Origin of the sequence: Arthrobacter sp. StoSoilB22, from assembly GCF_019977315.1 — a bacterium.
Classification (GTDB): Bacteria; Actinomycetota; Actinomycetes; order Actinomycetales; family Micrococcaceae; genus Arthrobacter.
On the sequence record NZ_AP024652.1, the window covers coordinates 1,894,273 to 1,911,552 of the forward strand.

General features: G+C 62.1%; 11 protein-coding genes, 1 tRNA gene and 2 pseudogenes. 11 read left to right on the forward strand and 3 right to left on the reverse strand.

What is annotated here, in order from left to right; translation table 11 throughout:
- The first annotated feature begins 32 nt into the window (after positions 1–32).
- The 8 genes from LDN70_RS08955 (at position 33) to pyk (ending at position 12,475) form a co-directional block, all read left to right on the forward strand.
- Positions 33–305: an HGxxPAAW family protein gene (locus LDN70_RS08955; protein WP_142939421.1), complete on the forward strand. Its 273-nt coding sequence runs from the start codon at positions 33–35 to the stop codon at positions 303–305.
- A 2-nt stretch (positions 306–307) separates the two neighbouring features.
- The gene (gene trpC / locus LDN70_RS08960; RefSeq protein ID WP_223942333.1) at positions 308–1,126 is read left to right on the forward strand and encodes an indole-3-glycerol phosphate synthase TrpC; all 819 of its coding nucleotides are present in this window, start codon (positions 308–310) and stop codon (positions 1,124–1,126) included.
- Positions 1,127–1,239: 113 nt separating this feature from the next.
- Positions 1,240–2,616, forward strand: a complete 1,377-nt coding sequence (gene trpB / locus LDN70_RS08965; RefSeq protein ID WP_166842027.1) for a tryptophan synthase subunit beta — start codon at positions 1,240–1,242, stop codon at positions 2,614–2,616.
- On the forward strand, positions 2,616–3,428 hold the full coding sequence (gene trpA, locus LDN70_RS08970; RefSeq protein ID WP_166842028.1) for a tryptophan synthase subunit alpha: 813 nt from the start codon (positions 2,616–2,618) through the stop codon (positions 3,426–3,428). Before trpB ends, trpA begins: the two co-directional genes overlap by 1 nt.
- A gap of 21 nt (positions 3,429–3,449) precedes the next feature.
- On the forward strand, positions 3,450–4,604 hold the full coding sequence (gene lgt / locus LDN70_RS08975; RefSeq protein ID WP_166842029.1) for a prolipoprotein diacylglyceryl transferase: 1,155 nt from the start codon (positions 3,450–3,452) through the stop codon (positions 4,602–4,604).
- A 259-nt stretch (positions 4,605–4,863) separates the two neighbouring features.
- Entirely contained in the window at positions 4,864–9,477 is a 4,614-nt protein-coding gene (gltB, locus tag LDN70_RS08980; protein ID WP_223942334.1) for a glutamate synthase large subunit, read from the forward strand.
- Positions 9,470–10,927, forward strand: a complete 1,458-nt coding sequence (locus LDN70_RS08985) for a glutamate synthase subunit beta (RefSeq protein ID WP_223942335.1) — start codon at positions 9,470–9,472, stop codon at positions 10,925–10,927. Before gltB ends, LDN70_RS08985 begins: the two co-directional genes overlap by 8 nt.
- A 54-nt stretch (positions 10,928–10,981) precedes the next feature.
- Positions 10,982–12,475: a pyruvate kinase gene (pyk, locus tag LDN70_RS08990; RefSeq protein WP_142939414.1), complete on the forward strand. Its 1,494-nt coding sequence runs from the start codon at positions 10,982–10,984 to the stop codon at positions 12,473–12,475.
- Positions 12,476–12,601: 126 nt separating this feature from the next.
- Here pyk and LDN70_RS08995 read toward each other — a convergent pair whose 3' ends face one another.
- A complete protein-coding gene (locus LDN70_RS08995) occupies positions 12,602–13,207 on the reverse strand; it encodes an ANTAR domain-containing response regulator (RefSeq protein ID WP_011774540.1) in 606 nt (201 codons plus the stop codon).
- A gap of 188 nt (positions 13,208–13,395) precedes the next feature.
- Here LDN70_RS08995 and LDN70_RS09000 point away from each other — a divergent pair.
- Positions 13,396–13,477 (forward strand) — tRNA-Leu (locus tag LDN70_RS09000).
- Positions 13,478–13,564: 87 nt separating this feature from the next.
- Complete coding sequence (locus LDN70_RS09005; RefSeq protein WP_223942336.1) at positions 13,565–14,662, forward strand: tyrosine-type recombinase/integrase; 1,098 nt, start codon at positions 13,565–13,567, stop codon at positions 14,660–14,662.
- On the opposite strand, the pseudogene LDN70_RS09010 reads toward LDN70_RS09005, so the two are convergent.
- Positions 14,649–15,522 (reverse strand): annotated as a pseudogene (locus tag LDN70_RS09010) (IS3 family transposase); the annotation flags it as partial. The gene LDN70_RS09005 and the pseudogene LDN70_RS09010 overlap by 14 nt on opposite strands.
- 254 nt (positions 15,523–15,776) lie before the next feature.
- Between LDN70_RS09010 and LDN70_RS09015 the strand changes: the two are divergent.
- Positions 15,777–16,826, forward strand: coding sequence for an IS110 family RNA-guided transposase (locus tag LDN70_RS09015; RefSeq protein WP_223942337.1), 1,050 nt, complete (start codon positions 15,777–15,779; stop codon positions 16,824–16,826).
- Positions 16,827–16,846: 20 nt separating this feature from the next.
- Here the strand turns inward: LDN70_RS09015 and LDN70_RS09020 are convergent.
- Positions 16,847–17,125 (reverse strand): annotated as a pseudogene (locus tag LDN70_RS09020) (transposase); the annotation flags it as partial.
- Between the last annotated feature and the right edge of the window lie 155 nt (positions 17,126–17,280).

Below are 17,280 nucleotides of genomic sequence, written 5' to 3' on the forward strand. Positions count from 1 at the left end.
TGTAAGCAGTATTCATCCTGAGGAGATTTCACATGAGCAAAACCACAGTGTCCGCAAACCAAGCTGAATCCAAGATGGCCAGCCACGCTGACGCCATTGGCCACGGAAACAGCCCGGCTGCCTGGACCTGCGTACTTGTGATGCTGGTGGGCGCCCTGATTTCTTCCATCGCATTTGTCATCGCCAACACCCCGATCTTCGTCGGCGGACTGGTGGTCATGGTTATCGGCCTGATCGTGGGCTTCGTCATGCGCAAGGCAGGCTACGGAGTTGGCGGCAGCAAGCTGCAGAACAACGGTCACTAATCGTGACCGTTCTTGATGACATCATTGTTGGCGTCAAGGAGGACATGGAGGCCCGGCGTGGTCTCGTGTCCCTCGCGGAGCTGAAGGAGCGCGCCGCTAGCGCTGCTCCGGCCCGTGATGCATGGGCCGCCTTGGGTGGCCCGTCATCCATCCGCAACGACCTCAAAGTCATCGCCGAAATCAAGCGTCGCAGCCCTTCCAAAGGTGATCTCGCGTCCATCGCCGATCCCGCGTCGCTTGCGGCGCAGTATGCCGACGGCGGGGCTTCCGTGATCAGCGTCCTCACCGAACAGCGCCGCTTCGGCGGCTCCCTGGCGGACCTCGACGCCGTACGTGCCGCCGTCGAAACGCCGTTGCTGCGCAAGGACTTCACCGTTGACGAGTACCAGATCTGGGAAGCCCGTGCACACGGTGCCGATCTCATCCTGTTGATCGTTGCGGCGCTGTCCGACTCGGAGCTTGCTGACTTCAGTGCTCTGAGCCACGAGCTCGGCATGAACGTCCTGGTGGAGACGCACACCGAAGAGGAAATCGAGCGAGCTGTCGCGGCGCAGGCCAAGATCATTGGCATCAATGTGCGCAACCTCAAAACGCTCGACGTCGACCGTTCCGTTTTCGGATCATTGGCCGGTTTGATTCCGGCTGAGTCCGTCATCGTGGCCGAATCCGGCGTCAGGGGTCCCGAGGACGTCTCTCATTACGCCGCGGGCGGCGCCAACGCCATCCTGGTGGGGGAGGCGCTGGTCAGCGACTCCACACCGCGCGAACGCATCACTGAATTCAAGGCAGCGGGAGCTGCCGCAATCGCCGTCAGGAACTGAGGCAGCACCTGAATCACGGCGAATAGTTGCAAGGCAGCCCGGGCATCAGCCTGCGGCTGCCTTGTGGCACGTGGAACTACCAAAGAACTAACTGGAACAGGACGGTGAGACTGATGGTCGACGCGCCAACAGCCGGCTCAGACGAGAATGCAGCGGATGCATTCCTCCAAGGTGGCCCTTCGCTGCGGAATGCATCGGGGCCCTACTTTGGCAGCTATGGCGGACGCTGGATGCCCGAGTCGCTCATTGCCGCCCTTGACGAAGTTCAGGACACCTTTGAGAAGGCCAAAGCTGATCCTGATTTCATCGCCCAGCTCAAGGACCTCAACAAGAACTACTCCGGCAGGCCGTCTTTGCTGACCGAGGCCAAGCGCTTCTCGGAGCACGCAGGCGGGGCGCGCATCTTCCTCAAACGCGAGGACCTCAACCACACCGGCTCCCACAAGATCAACAACGTCCTGGGCCAGGCACTGCTCGCAAAGCGGATGGGCAAGACCCGCGTCATCGCCGAGACCGGCGCAGGCCAGCACGGCGTGGCCAGCGCAACCGCCGCAGCACTGCTGGGCCTTGAGTGCGTGGTCTACATGGGTGCCGAGGATTGCCGCCGGCAGGCCTTGAACGTGGCGCGCATGCAGCTCCTGGGCGCCACAGTGGTTCCCGTGACCAACGGTTCGCAGACACTCAAGGACGCCATCAACGATGCCCTTCGGGATTGGGTCTCCAACGTGGAGCACACCCACTACCTGCTGGGTACCGCCGCCGGAGCGCATCCTTTCCCTGCCATGGTCCGCTACTTCCACGAAGTCATCGGTGAAGAGGCGCGCAGCCAGATCCTGGAGCAAACCGGGAAGCTTCCCGACGCCATCGCTGCATGTATCGGTGGAGGATCCAATGCAATAGGCCTCTTCCACGCATTCCTTGACGACGCATCAGTGAAGATCTACGGCTTTGAAGCCGGCGGCGAAGGAGTGGAGACAGGCCGCCACGCTGCAGCCATCTCGCTGGGCCGCCCGGGCGTACTTCACGGCGCCCGCTCGTACCTGATGCAGGATGAAGACGGTCAGACCATTGAGTCACACTCCATTTCTGCCGGGCTGGATTACCCGAGCGTCGGCCCGGAGCACTCCTACCTTGCTGACATCGGGCGTGTCACCTACGAGGCCGTGACGGACACCGAAGCCATGGATGCGTTCAGCCTCCTGTGCCGGACTGAAGGCATCATCCCGGCTATCGAGTCCTCCCACGCATTGGCCGGTGCCATCAAGATCGGCCAGCGTCTCACGGAGGGCAAGGAAAATCCCTCGGACGTGACAGTGATCGTGAACCTGTCCGGGCGTGGCGATAAGGATGTGGAGACTGCTGCCGCCTGGTTCAACATGTTGGACGAGGAAGGGCACGTCAAGGGCACCACACTGTCCACGCGGAAGCCTAAGGGGCCCACCGAGCGCACCAACGAAGCAGCCGTGGATGTCAACGAGGACCAGAACTGATGACTGAAGAATTCGCCAGCAAATCCGCCGCCGTCATTGACCGGGCCAAAGCAGAAGGCCGGGCCGCGTTGGTGGGGTACCTTCCCGCCGGCTACCCCACGGTCAAGGAGAGCATCGAGGCCGGCATAGCCTTGGCCCGGAACGGTGCTGACCTCATCGAAATCGGCATTCCGTACTCCGATCCCGTGATGGACGGTCCCGTGATCCAAGCCGCTACCACTGAAGCGATCTCCAACGGATTCCGCGTCGCAGACGTCTTTGACGTGGTTGCAGGCATTACTGCCGCCACCGATGCAGCAGTTTTGGTCATGACGTATTGGAACCCGGTCATGCGCATGGGCGTGGACGAGTTCGCCCGCCGCCTGGCCGAAGCCGGGGGAGCAGGGCTCATTACCCCTGACCTGGTTCCTGACGAGGCTCATGAGTGGATCGAAGCCTCCAACAAGTACGGCCTGGACAGGGTGTTCCTTGTGGCGCCCTCTTCCACTCCGGAGCGACTGGACATGACGGTCAAGGCAAGCCGTGGATTCGTCTACGCTGTCTCCATCATGGGCGTTACCGGAACACGAACCTCCGTCAGCAGTAGTGCAGAAAGCGTGGTGGCTCGTGCCCACGAGGCCGGCGCCGAGCGTGTTTGTGTCGGATTGGGCGTCTCCAACCCGGATCACGTGCGTGAAATCGCTGCCTATGCGGACGGGGTGATCGTCGGCACCGCTTTGGTGGCGGCCCTCCGCGACGGCGGCGTGGACGCCGTCGGACAACTCACCAAGAACCTCAGCGCCGGCCTGGGCCGCGCAGCTGCAGAAGCCTAGAAAAAGGAAACAGCGAAGCGAATGCAGACCGTCCTCCACGCTGCGGCAATGGTCCCCTTGAGTATCCCGAGCCCATCGTGGTCCGGTTTCGACATTCCGCTACCGTGGGGGACGTTGCGCATCCACGCATACGCCCTCTGCATCCTGGCGGGCATCATCGTTGGCTTGTGGCTGACCTCGGCACGTTGGAAGCGCCGCGGGGCGCCTGAGGGCAGTCTGTGGGACATCGCCATCTGGGCGATCCCCTTCGGCATTATCGGTGGCCGCCTCTACCATGTCTTCTCTTCCCCCGACGCTTACTTCGGGCCCGGGTTTGACGGCACAGGGGACCTCTCGCTGATTCCGCAGATCCAGCGGGGTGGTTTGGGCATTTGGGGTGCTGTGATCCTCGGTGCGGTAGGTGCATGGATCGGTTGCCGACGGGCAGGCGTTAAGTTGACGGCATTCCTGGATGCAGCAGCTCCGGGGCTGCTCCTGGCCCAGGCCATCGGACGCTTGGGAAACTGGTTCAACCAGGAACTTTTCGGCGCGCCCACCACGTTGCCGTGGGGACTCGAGATTGACCCCGCCAATGCCAACTTCCCGCCGGACATGGCTGCGGGCACTCTGTTCCACCCGACGTTCCTTTACGAGATGCTGTGGAACCTGGTGGGTGTCGCCATCCTTCTGCTGCTGGACAGGAAGTTCAATTTCCGGTGGGGTCGGCTCTTCTGGTTGTACGCCGTGTACTACACCTTGGGCCGCGTGTGGATTGAAGCGCTGCGCATTGACGATGCTGAGCAGATCAGCCTTTTCGGGATTACCACCAGGCTTAATGTGTGGACCAGCATCTTTGTCTTTATCGCCGCTCTGGCGGTCTTCTTCGTCCTGGGCCGTAAGGGCCGGCCGGTGCCCGATACACCTTATTTGCCGGGCCGCGAGCCCGAAAAAACGGCGGAAAAGGAGCCGGCTGCGGTGACCAGCGTCACCAGTCATGATGTGGACGCATCTGTCTCAGATACTGGTTCGCGTGGTAATCTCCCAGATAACCAAAGCGATCCGGGCCACGTTGACGAGCCGCAGGAATCAGCAGGGGAGGCGGGAAAGGACATCACGTCCGGCACCGGTTCCACATCTGCTGCTACTGCCGCAAGGAAGGCCCCCGGATCCACGCCGAAGGCAGACGACACCAAGTAGTCGCGTTCGGTAAAGGGGCAACAGAGTCACCGCTCGTAGGGCCCAGTCCACAGCGTCGTGGCACCCCGGAAACCGGATCGCAGCATACCGATGTTCACTGGTCAAGCCGGGGCCAGAGGTCTGCGTAACTGTTCGTTGCGCTGGATCGGCTGGCCTACAATTCCAATTACTAGCGCTTTGTTGTGCCCGTCACAGGGCAGGCAAGGTGGGGCCAACGTTGTCCCTTCCATACGCACGATCTCGAGGAAGGACGTCTCCCATGACCCATCTTCATAACCCCGGTTGGTCCGAAAATATCGAACCTCAGGGTGCCATGTCTCCGTTCAAGCGCTTTGCCGCGCTCCCGGAGGCTCAGGGTCTTTACAACCCTGATAAGGAGAAGGACGCCTGCGGCCTGGCTATTATTGCCACGCTCCGCGGGGAACCGGGATACGACATCGTGGAAGCGGCGCTGACCGCCCTCCGCAATCTCGAACACCGCGGCGCCGTGGGCGCCGACGAAGGTACCGGCGACGGTGCGGGCTTGCTGATGCAGGTCCCGGACGAGTTCTTCCGGGCCGTCACCGAATTCGAACTGCCTGCTCCGGGCCAGTATGTGGTGGGCACCGCCTTCCTTCCAGCTGAGTCCCGTGAAGCTGACAACGCCAAAGCCGGTATCGAAGCCCTCGCCGCTGATGAGGGGCTCACAGTCCTCGGATGGCGTGAGGTCCCGGTGGTTGCAGACCTGGTCGGAGCCATGGCGCGGGCCTGCATGCCGTACTTCTCGCAGCCGTTCTTCGCTTCGGCCACCGGTGAAAGCCTTGAGCCCAATGAACTGGACTCCCGTGCCTGGCGTATCCGAAAGCGCGCCCAGAACAAGTTCGGTGTCTACTTCCCGTCGCTGTCCTCGCGCACCATTGTGTACAAGGGCATGCTGACCACCGCACAGCTGGAGCCGTTCTACCCGGACCTTTCGGACAAGCGGTTCAAGACGAAGCTTGCGATCGTCCACTCACGCTTCTCCACCAACACGTTCCCGTCCTGGCCGTTGGCGCAGCCGTTCCGCACCATCGCCCACAACGGTGAGATCAACACGGTCAAGGGCAACCGCAACTGGATGCGTGCCCGCCAGTCGCAGTTGGCCAGCCCCCTGCTGGGTTCGGTGCCCGAGGAGCTTTACCCGATTTGTACCCCGGGCGCCTCGGACTCTGCTTCCTTCGATGAGGTGGCCGAGCTCCTCTGGCTCTCCGGCCGTCCGATCACGCACTCGATCATGATGATGATCCCGGAGGCATGGGAGAACCACGCCACCATGGATCCCGCGCGCCGTGCGTTCTACGAGTACCACTCCTTGCTCATGGAGCCGTGGGACGGTCCTGCCGCTGTGTCATTCACCGACGGCAGCCTTGTTGGCGCCACACTGGACCGCAACGGCCTGCGCCCGGGACGGTACTGGATCACCGAAGACGGCCTCATCATCTTCGCTTCCGAAGTTGGTGTCATTGAGGTTGAGCCTTCCAACGTGGTCAAGAAGGGCCGCGTAGCCCCGGGCAAGATGTTCCTGGTGGACACCGAAGCCGGACGCATCATTGACGACACCGAGGTCAAGGCTGAAATTGCCGGGGCCAACCCCTGGGCTGATTGGCTCAAGGACAACCTGATCGACATCAACGAGCTTCCCGAGCGTGAGCACGTGGTCCACACGGCCGCTTCGGTGAACATCCGTCAGCGGACCTTTGGCTACACCACCGAAGAGTTGAAGATCCTGCTCGGACCTATGTCCCGCACCGGCGCCGAGCCCTTGGGTGCCATGGGCTCGGACACCCCGGTGGCTGTGCTCTCCAAGCGCCCGCGCCTGTTGTTCGACTACTTCGTGCAGTCCTTCGCTCAGGTCACCAACCCGCCGCTGGATGCTATCCGCGAAGAGCTGGTCACCTCGCTGAAATGTGCCATTGGTCCCAACGGCAACCTCCTGGATGGCAAGCAGGTCCGACAGCCGCAGATCTCGCTGCCGTTCCCGGTGATCAACAACGATCAGCTTGCCAAGATCGCGAACATCGAAACCCCCGACGGCGATCGCATCGCCATGAAGGTTCGTGGCCTTTACCGCCCCGAGGGTGGAGAAGCGGCACTGCGTGCACGTCTGACGGAGATCTGCGAACAGGTTTCCGGCGCGATCAACCGCGGCGTGCAGTACGTTGTGCTGTCCGACCGCGACTCGAACGCGCAATGGGCCCCGATTCCTTCGCTCCTGCTGGTCAGCGCCGTTCACCACCACCTGCTCCGCAGCGCGAACCGCACCAAGACCGCCCTGGTCGTTGAGGCCGGAGACGTTCGCGAGACACACCATGTGGCAGTTCTCATCGGTTACGGCGCATCCGCCGTCAACCCGTACCTGGCCATGGAATCGGTGGAGCAGCTGATCTCCAATGGTGACGTCACTGGCGTCACCGCCGAAGATGGTGTCTACAACCTCATCAAGGGCCTGGGCAAGGGCGTCTTGAAGATTATGTCCAAGATGGGCATTTCCACTGTGGCTTCCTACACGGGCGCCCAGACCTTCGAAGCACTGGGCCTGTCCCAGGAACTCGTGGACGAATTCTTCTCAGGTACGCACTCCCAGCTGGGCGGCGTCGGCCTGGATGTCATCGCAGCCGAAGTTTCGGCACGTCACCAGATGGCGTACCCCGAAGGTGGCATCGAGCACCCGCACCAGCCGTTGCTGGGCGGCGGCGAGTACCAGTGGCGCCGCGACGGCGAACCGCACCTCTTCAACCCGGAGACGGTTTTCCGCCTGCAGCACGCCACCCGCGAACGCCGCTACGACATCTTCAAGTCCTACACCAAGGGCATTGACGATCAGTCCGAGAACCTGATGACCCTCCGCGGGCTCCTCAAGTTCAAGGACGGTGTCCGTCCGGCAGTTCCGCTGGAGGAAGTGGAGCCTGTCTCCAGCATCGTCAAGCGTTTCTCCACGGGTGCCATGAGCTATGGCTCCATCTCGCAGGAAGCCCACGAGACACTTGCTATCGCCATGAACCGTTTGGGTGGCAAGTCCAACACGGGCGAGGGTGGCGAGGACGTTGATCGCCTGCTGGATCCTGAGCGGCGCTCGGCCATCAAGCAGATTGCCTCTGGTCGCTTCGGCGTCACCAGCTTGTACCTGACCAACGCCGAGGACATCCAGATCAAGATGGCCCAGGGTGCAAAGCCCGGCGAAGGCGGCCAGCTGATGGCGCAGAAGGTCTACCCCTGGGTAGCCCGGACACGGCACTCCACTCCCGGCGTTGGACTCATTTCGCCGCCCCCGCACCACGACATCTACTCGATCGAAGACCTCGCGCAGCTCATCTACGATGCCAAGCGCGCCAACCCTTCGGCCCGTGTTCACGTCAAGCTGGTTTCGGAAGTCGGGATCGGCACGGTGGCGTCCGGCGTCACCAAGGCGAAGGCCGACGTCGTGCTTGTTTCAGGTCACGACGGCGGTACCGGCGCCTCGCCGCTGAACTCGCTCAAGCACGCGGGCGTGCCGTGGGAACTTGGCCTCGCCGAGACCCAGCAGACCTTGATGCTCAACGGTCTCCGCGACCGCGTGGTGGTTCAGGTTGACGGGCAGCTCAAGACCGGCCGCGACGTTGTCATTGCGGCCCTTCTGGGCGGCGAAGAGTATGGCTTCGCGACTGCTCCGTTGGTGGTTTCGGGCTGCATCATGATGCGCGTCTGCCACCTGGATACCTGTCCTGTTGGTGTTGCCACGCAGAACCCCGAGCTTCGCTCCCGGTTCAACGGCAAGCCCGAGTTCGTGGTCAACTTTTTCGAGTTCCTTGCAGAAGAAGTCCGCGAAATCCTTGCCGAGCTTGGTTTCCGCAGCCTGGAAGAGGCCATTGGCCACGCCGAGGTCCTGGATACCCGCGAAGCGATCAACCACTGGAAGGCCGAAGGGCTGGACCTGGACCCCATCCTGCACGGGTTGGAGTTCGACGACGACGTGCCGCTGCGCAACATGACCGGCCAGAACCACGAGCTGGACAAGCACTTCGACCAGCGGCTGATCACCATGGCCCAGGAAGCGCTCAGCGACCGCATGCCCGTCAAGATCACCCTGGACGTCATCAACACGGACCGTTCCGTGGGAACGATGCTCGGCCACGTGGTGACCAAGACCTTCGGCATCGATGTCCTGGCGACCGACACCATCGACGTCACGCTCAACGGCACCGCAGGCCAGTCACTCGGAGCGTTCCTCCCCGCGGGCATTACCCTGCGTATGTTCGGCGATTCCAACGACTACGTTGGCAAGGGTCTCTCCGGCGGCCGAATCATCGTCCGCCCGGACCGCACCAACGTGTTCCAGGCAGAGCGGAATGTCATTGCCGGCAACGTCATAGGTTACGGCGCTACCAGCGGTGAAATGTTCCTGCGGGGCCAGGTTGGTGAACGCTTCCTGGTGCGTAACTCCGGTGCCACCGCCGTCGTCGAAGGCATTGGCGATCACGGTTGCGAATACATGACCGGTGGCCAGACGCTGATTATCGGCCGCACGGGCCGTAACTTCGGTGCCGGCATGTCCGGTGGAACCGCCTACGTGCTGGACCTGCAGCCTGAGCGCGTCAACAAGATGGCCCTCGATACCGGTGAACTTCAGCTCCTGGAGCTCGATGCCGAGGACCGCGACATTGTCCATGGTCTGCTCACCAAGCACCTTGAAGAAACCGAATCCGTCCTGGCCGGCCGTCTGCTCGAAAACTTCGACGACACCGCCGCCCGCATCACCAAAGTGCTGCCGCGCGATTACGCCGCAGTCCTGCAAACCCGTCTTGACGCCATCGAAGAGGGCCTTGACCCCGATGGCGAAGAAGTATGGTCTCGAATCCTGGAGGTAACCGGTGGCTGATCCACGCGGATTTCTGAAAGTCCGGCAGCGCGAGACGCAGCCACGCCGTCCCGTTCCCGTCCGCATCATGGACTGGAAAGAAGTGTACGAAGCCCAGGAAAAGGGCGTCCTGAAGAGCCAGGCCGGCCGCTGCATGGACTGCGGTGTTCCGTTCTGCCACCAGGGCTGCCCGCTGGGTAACCTCATTCCCGAGTGGAACGACCTCGTGTGGCGGGACAAGGGTGAAGAAGCGATTGAGCGCCTTCACGCCACCAACAACTTCCCGGAGTTCACCGGCCGCCTGTGCCCTGCACCCTGCGAAGCGTCCTGTGTGCTGGGCATCAACCAGCCTGCCGTGACCATCAAGCAGGTCGAGGTCTCCATCATCGACCAAGCCTTCGATAACGACTGGGTCCAGCCCCTTCCGCCGACTCGCCTCACCGGCAAGACGGTGGCTGTGGTGGGTTCCGGCCCTGCAGGCCTGGCTGTGGCGCAGCAGCTGACCCGTGTGGGCCACACCGTTGCTGTGTACGAACGCGACGACAAGATTGGCGGCTTGCTCCGCTACGGCATCCCCGACTTCAAGATGGAGAAGGAACAGGTTGACCGCCGCCTTGAGCAGATGAAGGCCGAAGGCACCCGCTTCCGGACCGGCGTTGCCGTTGGTACGGATGTCACGTGGGAGCAGCTGCGCCGCCGGTATGACGCCGTGGTGGTCGCAACCGGGGCCACCGTCCCGCGCGACCTCCCCATCCCGGGCCGCGACCTTGACGGCGTGCACTTCGCCATGGACTACCTGGTCCCTTCTAACCGAGTCGTCGCGGGGGAGAGCCCCGAAAACCACATCGACGCCCGTGGCAAGCACGTTGTCATCCTGGGTGGTGGCGATACCGGTGCTGACTGCATCGGCACCGCACACCGCCATCAGGCAGCATCGGTGACCACGCTCGCCATCGGCCAGCAGCCGCCGGCCGAACGAGCCGCCCACCAGCCGTGGCCGACGTTCCCCACCCTGTTCGAGGTCGCCAGCGCCCACGAAGAAGGTGGAGAGCGTACCTACCTTGCATCAACCGTTGAGTTCGTTGGCGAAAACGGCAAACTCACCGGCGTTAAAGTTGCTGAAACCGAGTTTGTGGACGGCAAGCGCCTGCCCAAAGCCGGTACAGAACGCATCATTCCAGCTGACCTTGTGTTCTTGAGCCTGGGCTTTACCGGTGCTGAGCCGGCAGGTATCACTGAGCAGGTCAGCGCAGAGTTCGACAGTCGGGGCAACGTTGCCCGCGACGGCTACTACATGACGAACACCGAGGGAGTGTTTGTTGCCGGCGATGCCGGACGTGGCCAGTCACTGATTGTGTGGGCCATTGCGGAAGGCCGTGCTTGCGCGGCCGCAGTGGACAGGTTCCTGATGGGAAGCACCATTCTCCCGGCACCGGTCGCCCCCACCGACCGGGCGATAGCGGTCTTATAGCGCCGGCAGGAACGTTTCTTTTACTCAATCAGCATGACTACTTAGGGTAGGTATATGAGACGCGCGAAAATTGTGGCAACTTTCGGCCCGGCTATCTCCAGCTTCGAGAACACCCTCGCGGTGCTGGAGGCCGGCGTCGACGTTGCTCGCATGAACATGAGCCACGGCGACTACTCCGTGCACGACAACACCTACGAGAACGTCCGCAAGGCTGCGGCACAGCTGGGCAAGCCGGTTGCCATCATGGCTGACCTCCAGGGACCCAAGATCCGCCTGGGCCGCTTTGTCGACGGCCCCCACGAACTGGCTGTCGGCGATACCTTCACCATCACCACCGAGGACGTCCCCGGTACCAAGGACATCTGCTCCACCACGCTCAAGAGCCTCACCGAGGACGTCAACGTAGGCGATGCCCTGCTCATTGACGACGGCAAGGTGGCACTGCGTGCCATCGAGGTTGACGACGTGAAGGTTGTTGCCACCGTGACGGTTGGCGGCAAGGTTTCCAACAACAAGGGCATCAACCTGCCCGGTGTAGCCGTCAACGTCCCCGCCTTGAGCGAAAAGGACGAGGACGACCTCCGTTGGGCCCTCAAGCGCGGCGCAGACCTGATCGCCCTCTCGTTCGTCCGTGATGCCTCAGACATCAAGCGCGTTCACGAGATCATGGACGAAGAAGGCCGCCGCGTGCCGGTGATCGCCAAGATCGAAAAGCCACAGGCAGTAGAGCAGCTCCACGAAATCATCGACGCGTTCGATGCCATCATGGTTGCCCGTGGCGACCTCGGCGTCGAGCTGCCGCTCGAAGAGGTCCCGATCGTCCAGAAGCGCGCCATCGAACTGGCACGTCGCTGGGCCAAGCCGGTCATCGTGGCCACCCAGGTCCTCGAATCCATGATCGACAACCCGCGCCCGACCCGCGCCGAGGCTTCCGACTGCGCCAACGCAGTTCTCGACGGCGCCGACGCAGTCATGCTCTCCGGCGAAACCTCCGTGGGCCAGTACCCCATTGAGACCGTCAAGGTCATGGCGCGGATCATCGAATCCACCGAGGTCCACGGTCTTGAGCGCGTCCCCCCGCTGGGCACCAAGCCCAAGACCCGCGGTGGCGCCATCACCCGTGCCGCCGTCGAAATCGCCGACCAGCTGGACGCCAAGTACATCTGTACTTTCACCCAGTCCGGCGACTCGGCACGACGCCTCTCGCGCCTGCGCCCCGTCAAGCCGGTCTTCGCGTTCACACCCGTTGAGCACGTCTGGAACCAGCTGGCCCTCACTTGGGGCATCCAGCCGGTCCTGGTGCCCTCCGTGGGCCACACCGACGAGATGACCGCACAGGTGGACAAGAGCCTGCTGGAAATGGACCTCGTGGACGAAGGCGACCTGGTTGTCATCGCTGCCGGTTCCCCTCCCGGACAGGCCGGTTCCACCAACTCGCTGAAGGTCCACAAGGTAGGCGACCTCGCCGACACCTCCAAGACCGACGACGGCTCCCGCAAGGAACCCGTTGGCCCGTGGCCTGAGAAGAAGTCCAAGACCAAGGCGTAAGTCCTCGGTTGCTGAAAGCGGGCCCCGCCTTATGGCGGGGCCCGCTTTCTGTTTGTCTATGGCGATTACGACGGCGGCCGCTCACCTCGCGTGAGGTGAGCGGCCGCCGTCGTGCGTTGCTTTGTGTTAGTTGACCTGGTTGATGATGGTTTCGGCAACCTCACGCATGCTGAGGCGACGGTCCATGGAGGTCTTCTGGATCCAGCGGAAAGCTTCCGGCTCCGTCAAGCCCATCTTGGTGGTCAGGAGGCTCTTGGCGCGCTCTACAAGCTTGCGCGTAGCGAACTGCTCCTGGAGGTCGGAAACCTCGTTCTCAAGCGCCTTGATCTCCTCATGGCGGGACAGTGCGATCTCGATGGCCGGGATCAGGTCCGCGGGGGAGAACGGCTTGACGACGTACGCCATGGCGCCGGCGTCGCGTGCGCGCTCCACCAGTTCCTTCTGGCTGAAAGCAGTCAGAAGGACAACAGGTGCAATGCGTGCCTTGACGATCTTCTCAGCAGCCGAAATACCGTCCATGACAGGCATCTTGACGTCCATGAGGACAAGGTCAGGCTTGAGTTCCTCGGCCAGCTGCACAGCTTTCTCGCCGTTGTCTGCCTCGCCGACGACGTCGTACCCCTCGCCCTTCAAAATCTCGATAATGTCCAGGCGGATGAGGGTCTCATCCTCGGCAACGACAACGCGTCGGGCCGGCTGGGCTGTGGACGTGGACTCCGTCTGTTCGGTCACGGGATCTCCTTGAAAAGGTTCGGCGGGTTCATGTCCATCTTAGTGTGGACTCATTGATGGCTGGTTTTGTTGCATCGGCGTGCCCGGTTCTTTGAATCAGCCTATCTGCATGTATAGTAATTTCGCGTGCTGGGAAAGGATCGCGTTGCTCACATAGATGAGAGCAGCTGACTTCCCCGCATATCCGCGCCCGAGTGGCGGAATTGGCAGACGCGCTGCACTCAAAATGCAGTATCGAAAGGTGTGTGGGTTCGAGTCCCACCTCGGGCACTGTGTTGTCGCAGGTCAGGGGCCTATATGGCCCCTGACTGTGTACAAAACCCCTAAAAGTGTGTACAGCGGCGTAGCGTTTTATGCATGGCTAGCATCTCCACACGCAGTAAAAAGGACGGTTCCAAGTCCTTCATGGTTCGCTGGCGGGAACCCAAGACGGGCAAGGCCCAGGGCCTTACAGTCGGCACTGAATCCGAAGCAGAAACGGTCAAACGACTGCTCGACGCCAATGGGCAAAACTTCGAAATAGCCCAGCATGCAATCCTTACCAACGCGAAGCGTGTACCCACCGTCGCTGAGGTTATCCAGGAACATATCGACCTGCTGATCCGGCCGTCGAGTGGCACGGTGAAGACGTATCAGACCATGCTCGATCTGCATGTGAAGAAGGTCATCGGCCACGTTCCGGTGGACAAGCTCGACTATCGGCTGATTGCCTACTGGGTGAAGTCGATGGTGGCCAAGGGCCGCTCTCCGAAAACGATCAAGAATGTGCACGGTCTGATCTCTGCGTCGATGAACACAGCGGAGATGCTGGGATACATCACGCGGAATCCTTGCCGCGGGGTGCAGTTGCCGAGCGTAGAAAAGGCCGAGGACGAGATGATGTTCCTCACCCATGCGGAGTTCGGCCTGATCATGGACGGCATGGGGGAGCGGTACCGGGACTTCACCAATTTCCTGGTGATGACAGGGACGCGCTTTGGTGAAGCTACAGCCCTAACGGTGGCTGACATTGACTTGTTGGGGAAGCCAGCGACAGCTCGGATCAATAAGGCGTGGAAGCGGGACGGGAAGAACCAGTTCTACATTGGTCCGACGAAGACCGGCGCCGGCAAGCGGACTATCGGGCTGAACCCTGCTCTTGTGGACCTCTTGATTCCTTTGGTGGCTGGTCGGCCGAGTAGCGACCTGCTGTTCACGACGCCCAAAGGGGAGCGGATCGTGCACAAGCTATTCTGGCATCACTATTGGATGCCAGCGGTGAAAGCAGCCCAGGATCGCGGCCTGCGTAAGAATCCGCGCATTCACGACCTACGGCACACCCATGCCTCGTGGTTGATTCACGACGGTGTGCCAATCTTCTCGATTTCGCGTCGGTTGGGGCATGCGTCGACCAGGACTACAGAGGGTGTGGGACTGCCCCGGCTTTTGTTGACTCGGGGTCTTAGGCCGCTGTGAGCGCGGTCCGGTTGATTGTTTCATATTCGATGGGCGTGAGTTTTCCCAGCCGTCTTTGCCGACGCCGGCGGTGGTAGGTTCTCTCGATCCAAGTCGTAATGGCCAGTCGGAGGTCTTGCCGGGTGAGCCACCGCTGCCGGTCCAGGATGTTCTTTTGCAGCAGCGAGAAGAACGATTCCATCGCGGCATTATCCGCGCACGCACCGACCCTGCCCATCGATCCGGTGAGCCCGTGGCGCCGGAGTGATTCGACGAACCGGCGCGACCGGAACTGGGACCCGCGATCCGAATGCACCACTGTCCCTGCAGGTTTGCGTGCCCGCACCGCGTTCTCCAGTGCGGCCACGGCAAGCGAGGACTTCATCCGCGAGTCCATCGAGTAGCCGACGATCCTGCCGGAATAGACGTCCTTCACGGCGCAGAGGTAGAGCTTGCCCTCGGCGGTGGGATGTTCGGTGATGTCCGTCAGCCATAGCTCGTTCGGTGCCGCAGCGGTGAAGTTCCGCTCGACCAGGTCGTCATGAACCGGTGGCCCGGGTCTGCGGTTCAGGCCACGCTTCTTCGAGACCACCGACCAGATACCGTGGTCACTGCACAGGCGCTGGACCCTGTTCTCGCCCGCCGCGATGCCCTTCTCGGAAAGTTCGTCGGCGATGAACCGGTACCCGAAGGCCGGGTCGTCGGCGTGGATGTCCAAGGCGGCGTTGACCAGGTGCGCATCGATCCAGTCCCGTTCTGTCACCGGGTTGGTTCTCCAGCGGTAGTAGCCTTGCTTGGCTGTTTTTCAACACCCTGCAGGTCACCGCCACTGGAACACCGTGGGCGGCAAGGTCCGTGACCAGCGGGTAGATCTGTAATGGTCCTGTGCCGGCCGGAGGCTGGCTGGCAGGCTGGTTCCGGAGGACGGCGTGTGACTCAGGGTATATCCGACCCGCGTATGCGGTGTCTTGAAAATGACGCGTCCGCGCTATTCTCCGGGCACCGGTCTGCCCCGCCACGGATGACCTGATCAGAAGACTGTCCACCCTTGGGTGTGACCCGTTACAGATGCGTCTCCGAAGCAACCCTGCAGGCCCCTGCCACCTGTCCGGTTCACATGTAAGGAGAACGCACAATGGCGATCATCGCCGAAGAATTCGATTTCGTCGTCGGAGTCGACACCCACGCCCGCACCCACACTTTCACCGTGGTTCATGCCCCCACAGGCGCAGTGGTCGACACTGCGGTCTTCCCGGCTACCTCCGCGGGAATGGACCGTGCGATCAACTGGATCCGGCGGCGCACAGGCGGGGAGAGGGTCTTCGCAGCGGTCGAGGGTACGTCCTCCTACGGTGCCCGGCTCACACAAGCACTGCTGGCGGTCGGCATCGAGGTTGGCGAAGTCAGGCCACCCACCCGCTCCTCACGGGCCCTCACCGGCAAATCGGATCCCATCGACGCCGAAGCCGCCGCACGTTCAGTCTTGGGGCGACCCCGGGGTCAGGTGATGGAGCCGCGCGCTGCAGGAACCCGCACCGCAATCAGGATTCTGCTTGCCTCCCGGTCCCTGCTCGATCACCAACGCACCGCCAACCGCAACGCCCTCACCGCCCTGCTCCGCGGCACCGACCTCGGAATCGACGCCCGGTCATCCCTGCGGGACACCCAGATCACCGCCATCGCAGCCTGGCGGACCTCAAACAGCACCGAACCCGTGATCCGAATCGCCCGCGCCGAAGCCAAACGCCTGGCCCTAGCCGTCAAAGACCTCACCATCCAGCTCGCCGAAAATCACAAGGCTCTGGCCCAGCTCACCGAAGAACTGGCTCCAGGACTCCAAACCACACCCGGAGTCGGTCCTGTAACAGGAGCGATCATCATTTGCGCCTGCTCCCATCACGGCCGGATCCGTTCAGAAGCAGCCTTCGCCGCCCTCGGAGGTGTCGCCCCACGCCCTGCATCCTCCGGCAACACCACCAGACATCGGCTCAACCGCTCCGGAGACCGCCAACTCAACCGCGCCTTCGACGTCATCGTCCGCACCCGCATGAGCTTCGACACCGAAACCAAGAACTACGTGACCCGCAGCCGGGCAACAGGGAAATCAAACCGCGAGATCCGCCGGAACCTCAAACGCTACGTCTGCCGCTCCATCTTCCGCCAACTCCAAACCACCATGGCTTGACAGAACCCATAGAAGAGTCATTTTGGGTTGATGTCCCTGGCCAGATAGGCAGCCGCCCGGCGCAGAATCTCGTTCTCCTGCTCCAACAAGCGGTTACGCTTCTTCAACTCCCGCACCTCGGCCGACTCACTCACTGCCGGTCCGGCTCCGGATTCTTTACGTTCGGCAATGGCAATCCAACGCTTCAATGTCGTGACCGACAGCCCGAAATCCTTCGCAATCTGCGCCAGCGGCGCTTCGCCCTTGCGGGCCACATCAATAACACCCTGGCGGAACTCCGCCCCATAAGCCGTGGGCATGGTCAACATCCTTCCACGAGCACAAGCTCGCTAGATCAAGGAGTCAACAAAACCGGGGGCAGTCCCGAGCCTGAGTGACGAGTATATGCGTCAGCTTCGGGTTGTTTTCGACCGGCCGGCCTTCATACATTCGTCAGACTCTGAATGGTCGCACG

Excerpts from the sequence above, each read along its gene's own strand:
- LDN70_RS09015 (WP_223942337.1), top strand. The coding sequence starts at position 15,777 with ATGGCGATCATCGCCGAAGAATTCGATTTCGTCGTCGGAGTCGACACC.
- trpA (WP_166842028.1), top strand. The coding sequence starts at position 2,616 with ATGACTGAAGAATTCGCCAGCAAATCCGCCGCCGTCATTGACCGGGCC.
- LDN70_RS09005 (WP_223942336.1), top strand. The coding sequence starts at position 13,565 with ATGGCTAGCATCTCCACACGCAGTAAAAAGGACGGTTCCAAGTCCTTC.
- lgt (WP_166842029.1), top strand. The coding sequence starts at position 3,450 with ATGCAGACCGTCCTCCACGCTGCGGCAATGGTCCCCTTGAGTATCCCG.
- LDN70_RS08955 (WP_142939421.1), top strand. The coding sequence starts at position 33 with ATGAGCAAAACCACAGTGTCCGCAAACCAAGCTGAATCCAAGATGGCC.
- gltB (WP_223942334.1), top strand. The coding sequence starts at position 4,864 with ATGACCCATCTTCATAACCCCGGTTGGTCCGAAAATATCGAACCTCAG.
- pyk (WP_142939414.1), top strand. The coding sequence starts at position 10,982 with ATGAGACGCGCGAAAATTGTGGCAACTTTCGGCCCGGCTATCTCCAGC.
- trpB (WP_166842027.1), top strand. The coding sequence starts at position 1,240 with ATGGTCGACGCGCCAACAGCCGGCTCAGACGAGAATGCAGCGGATGCA.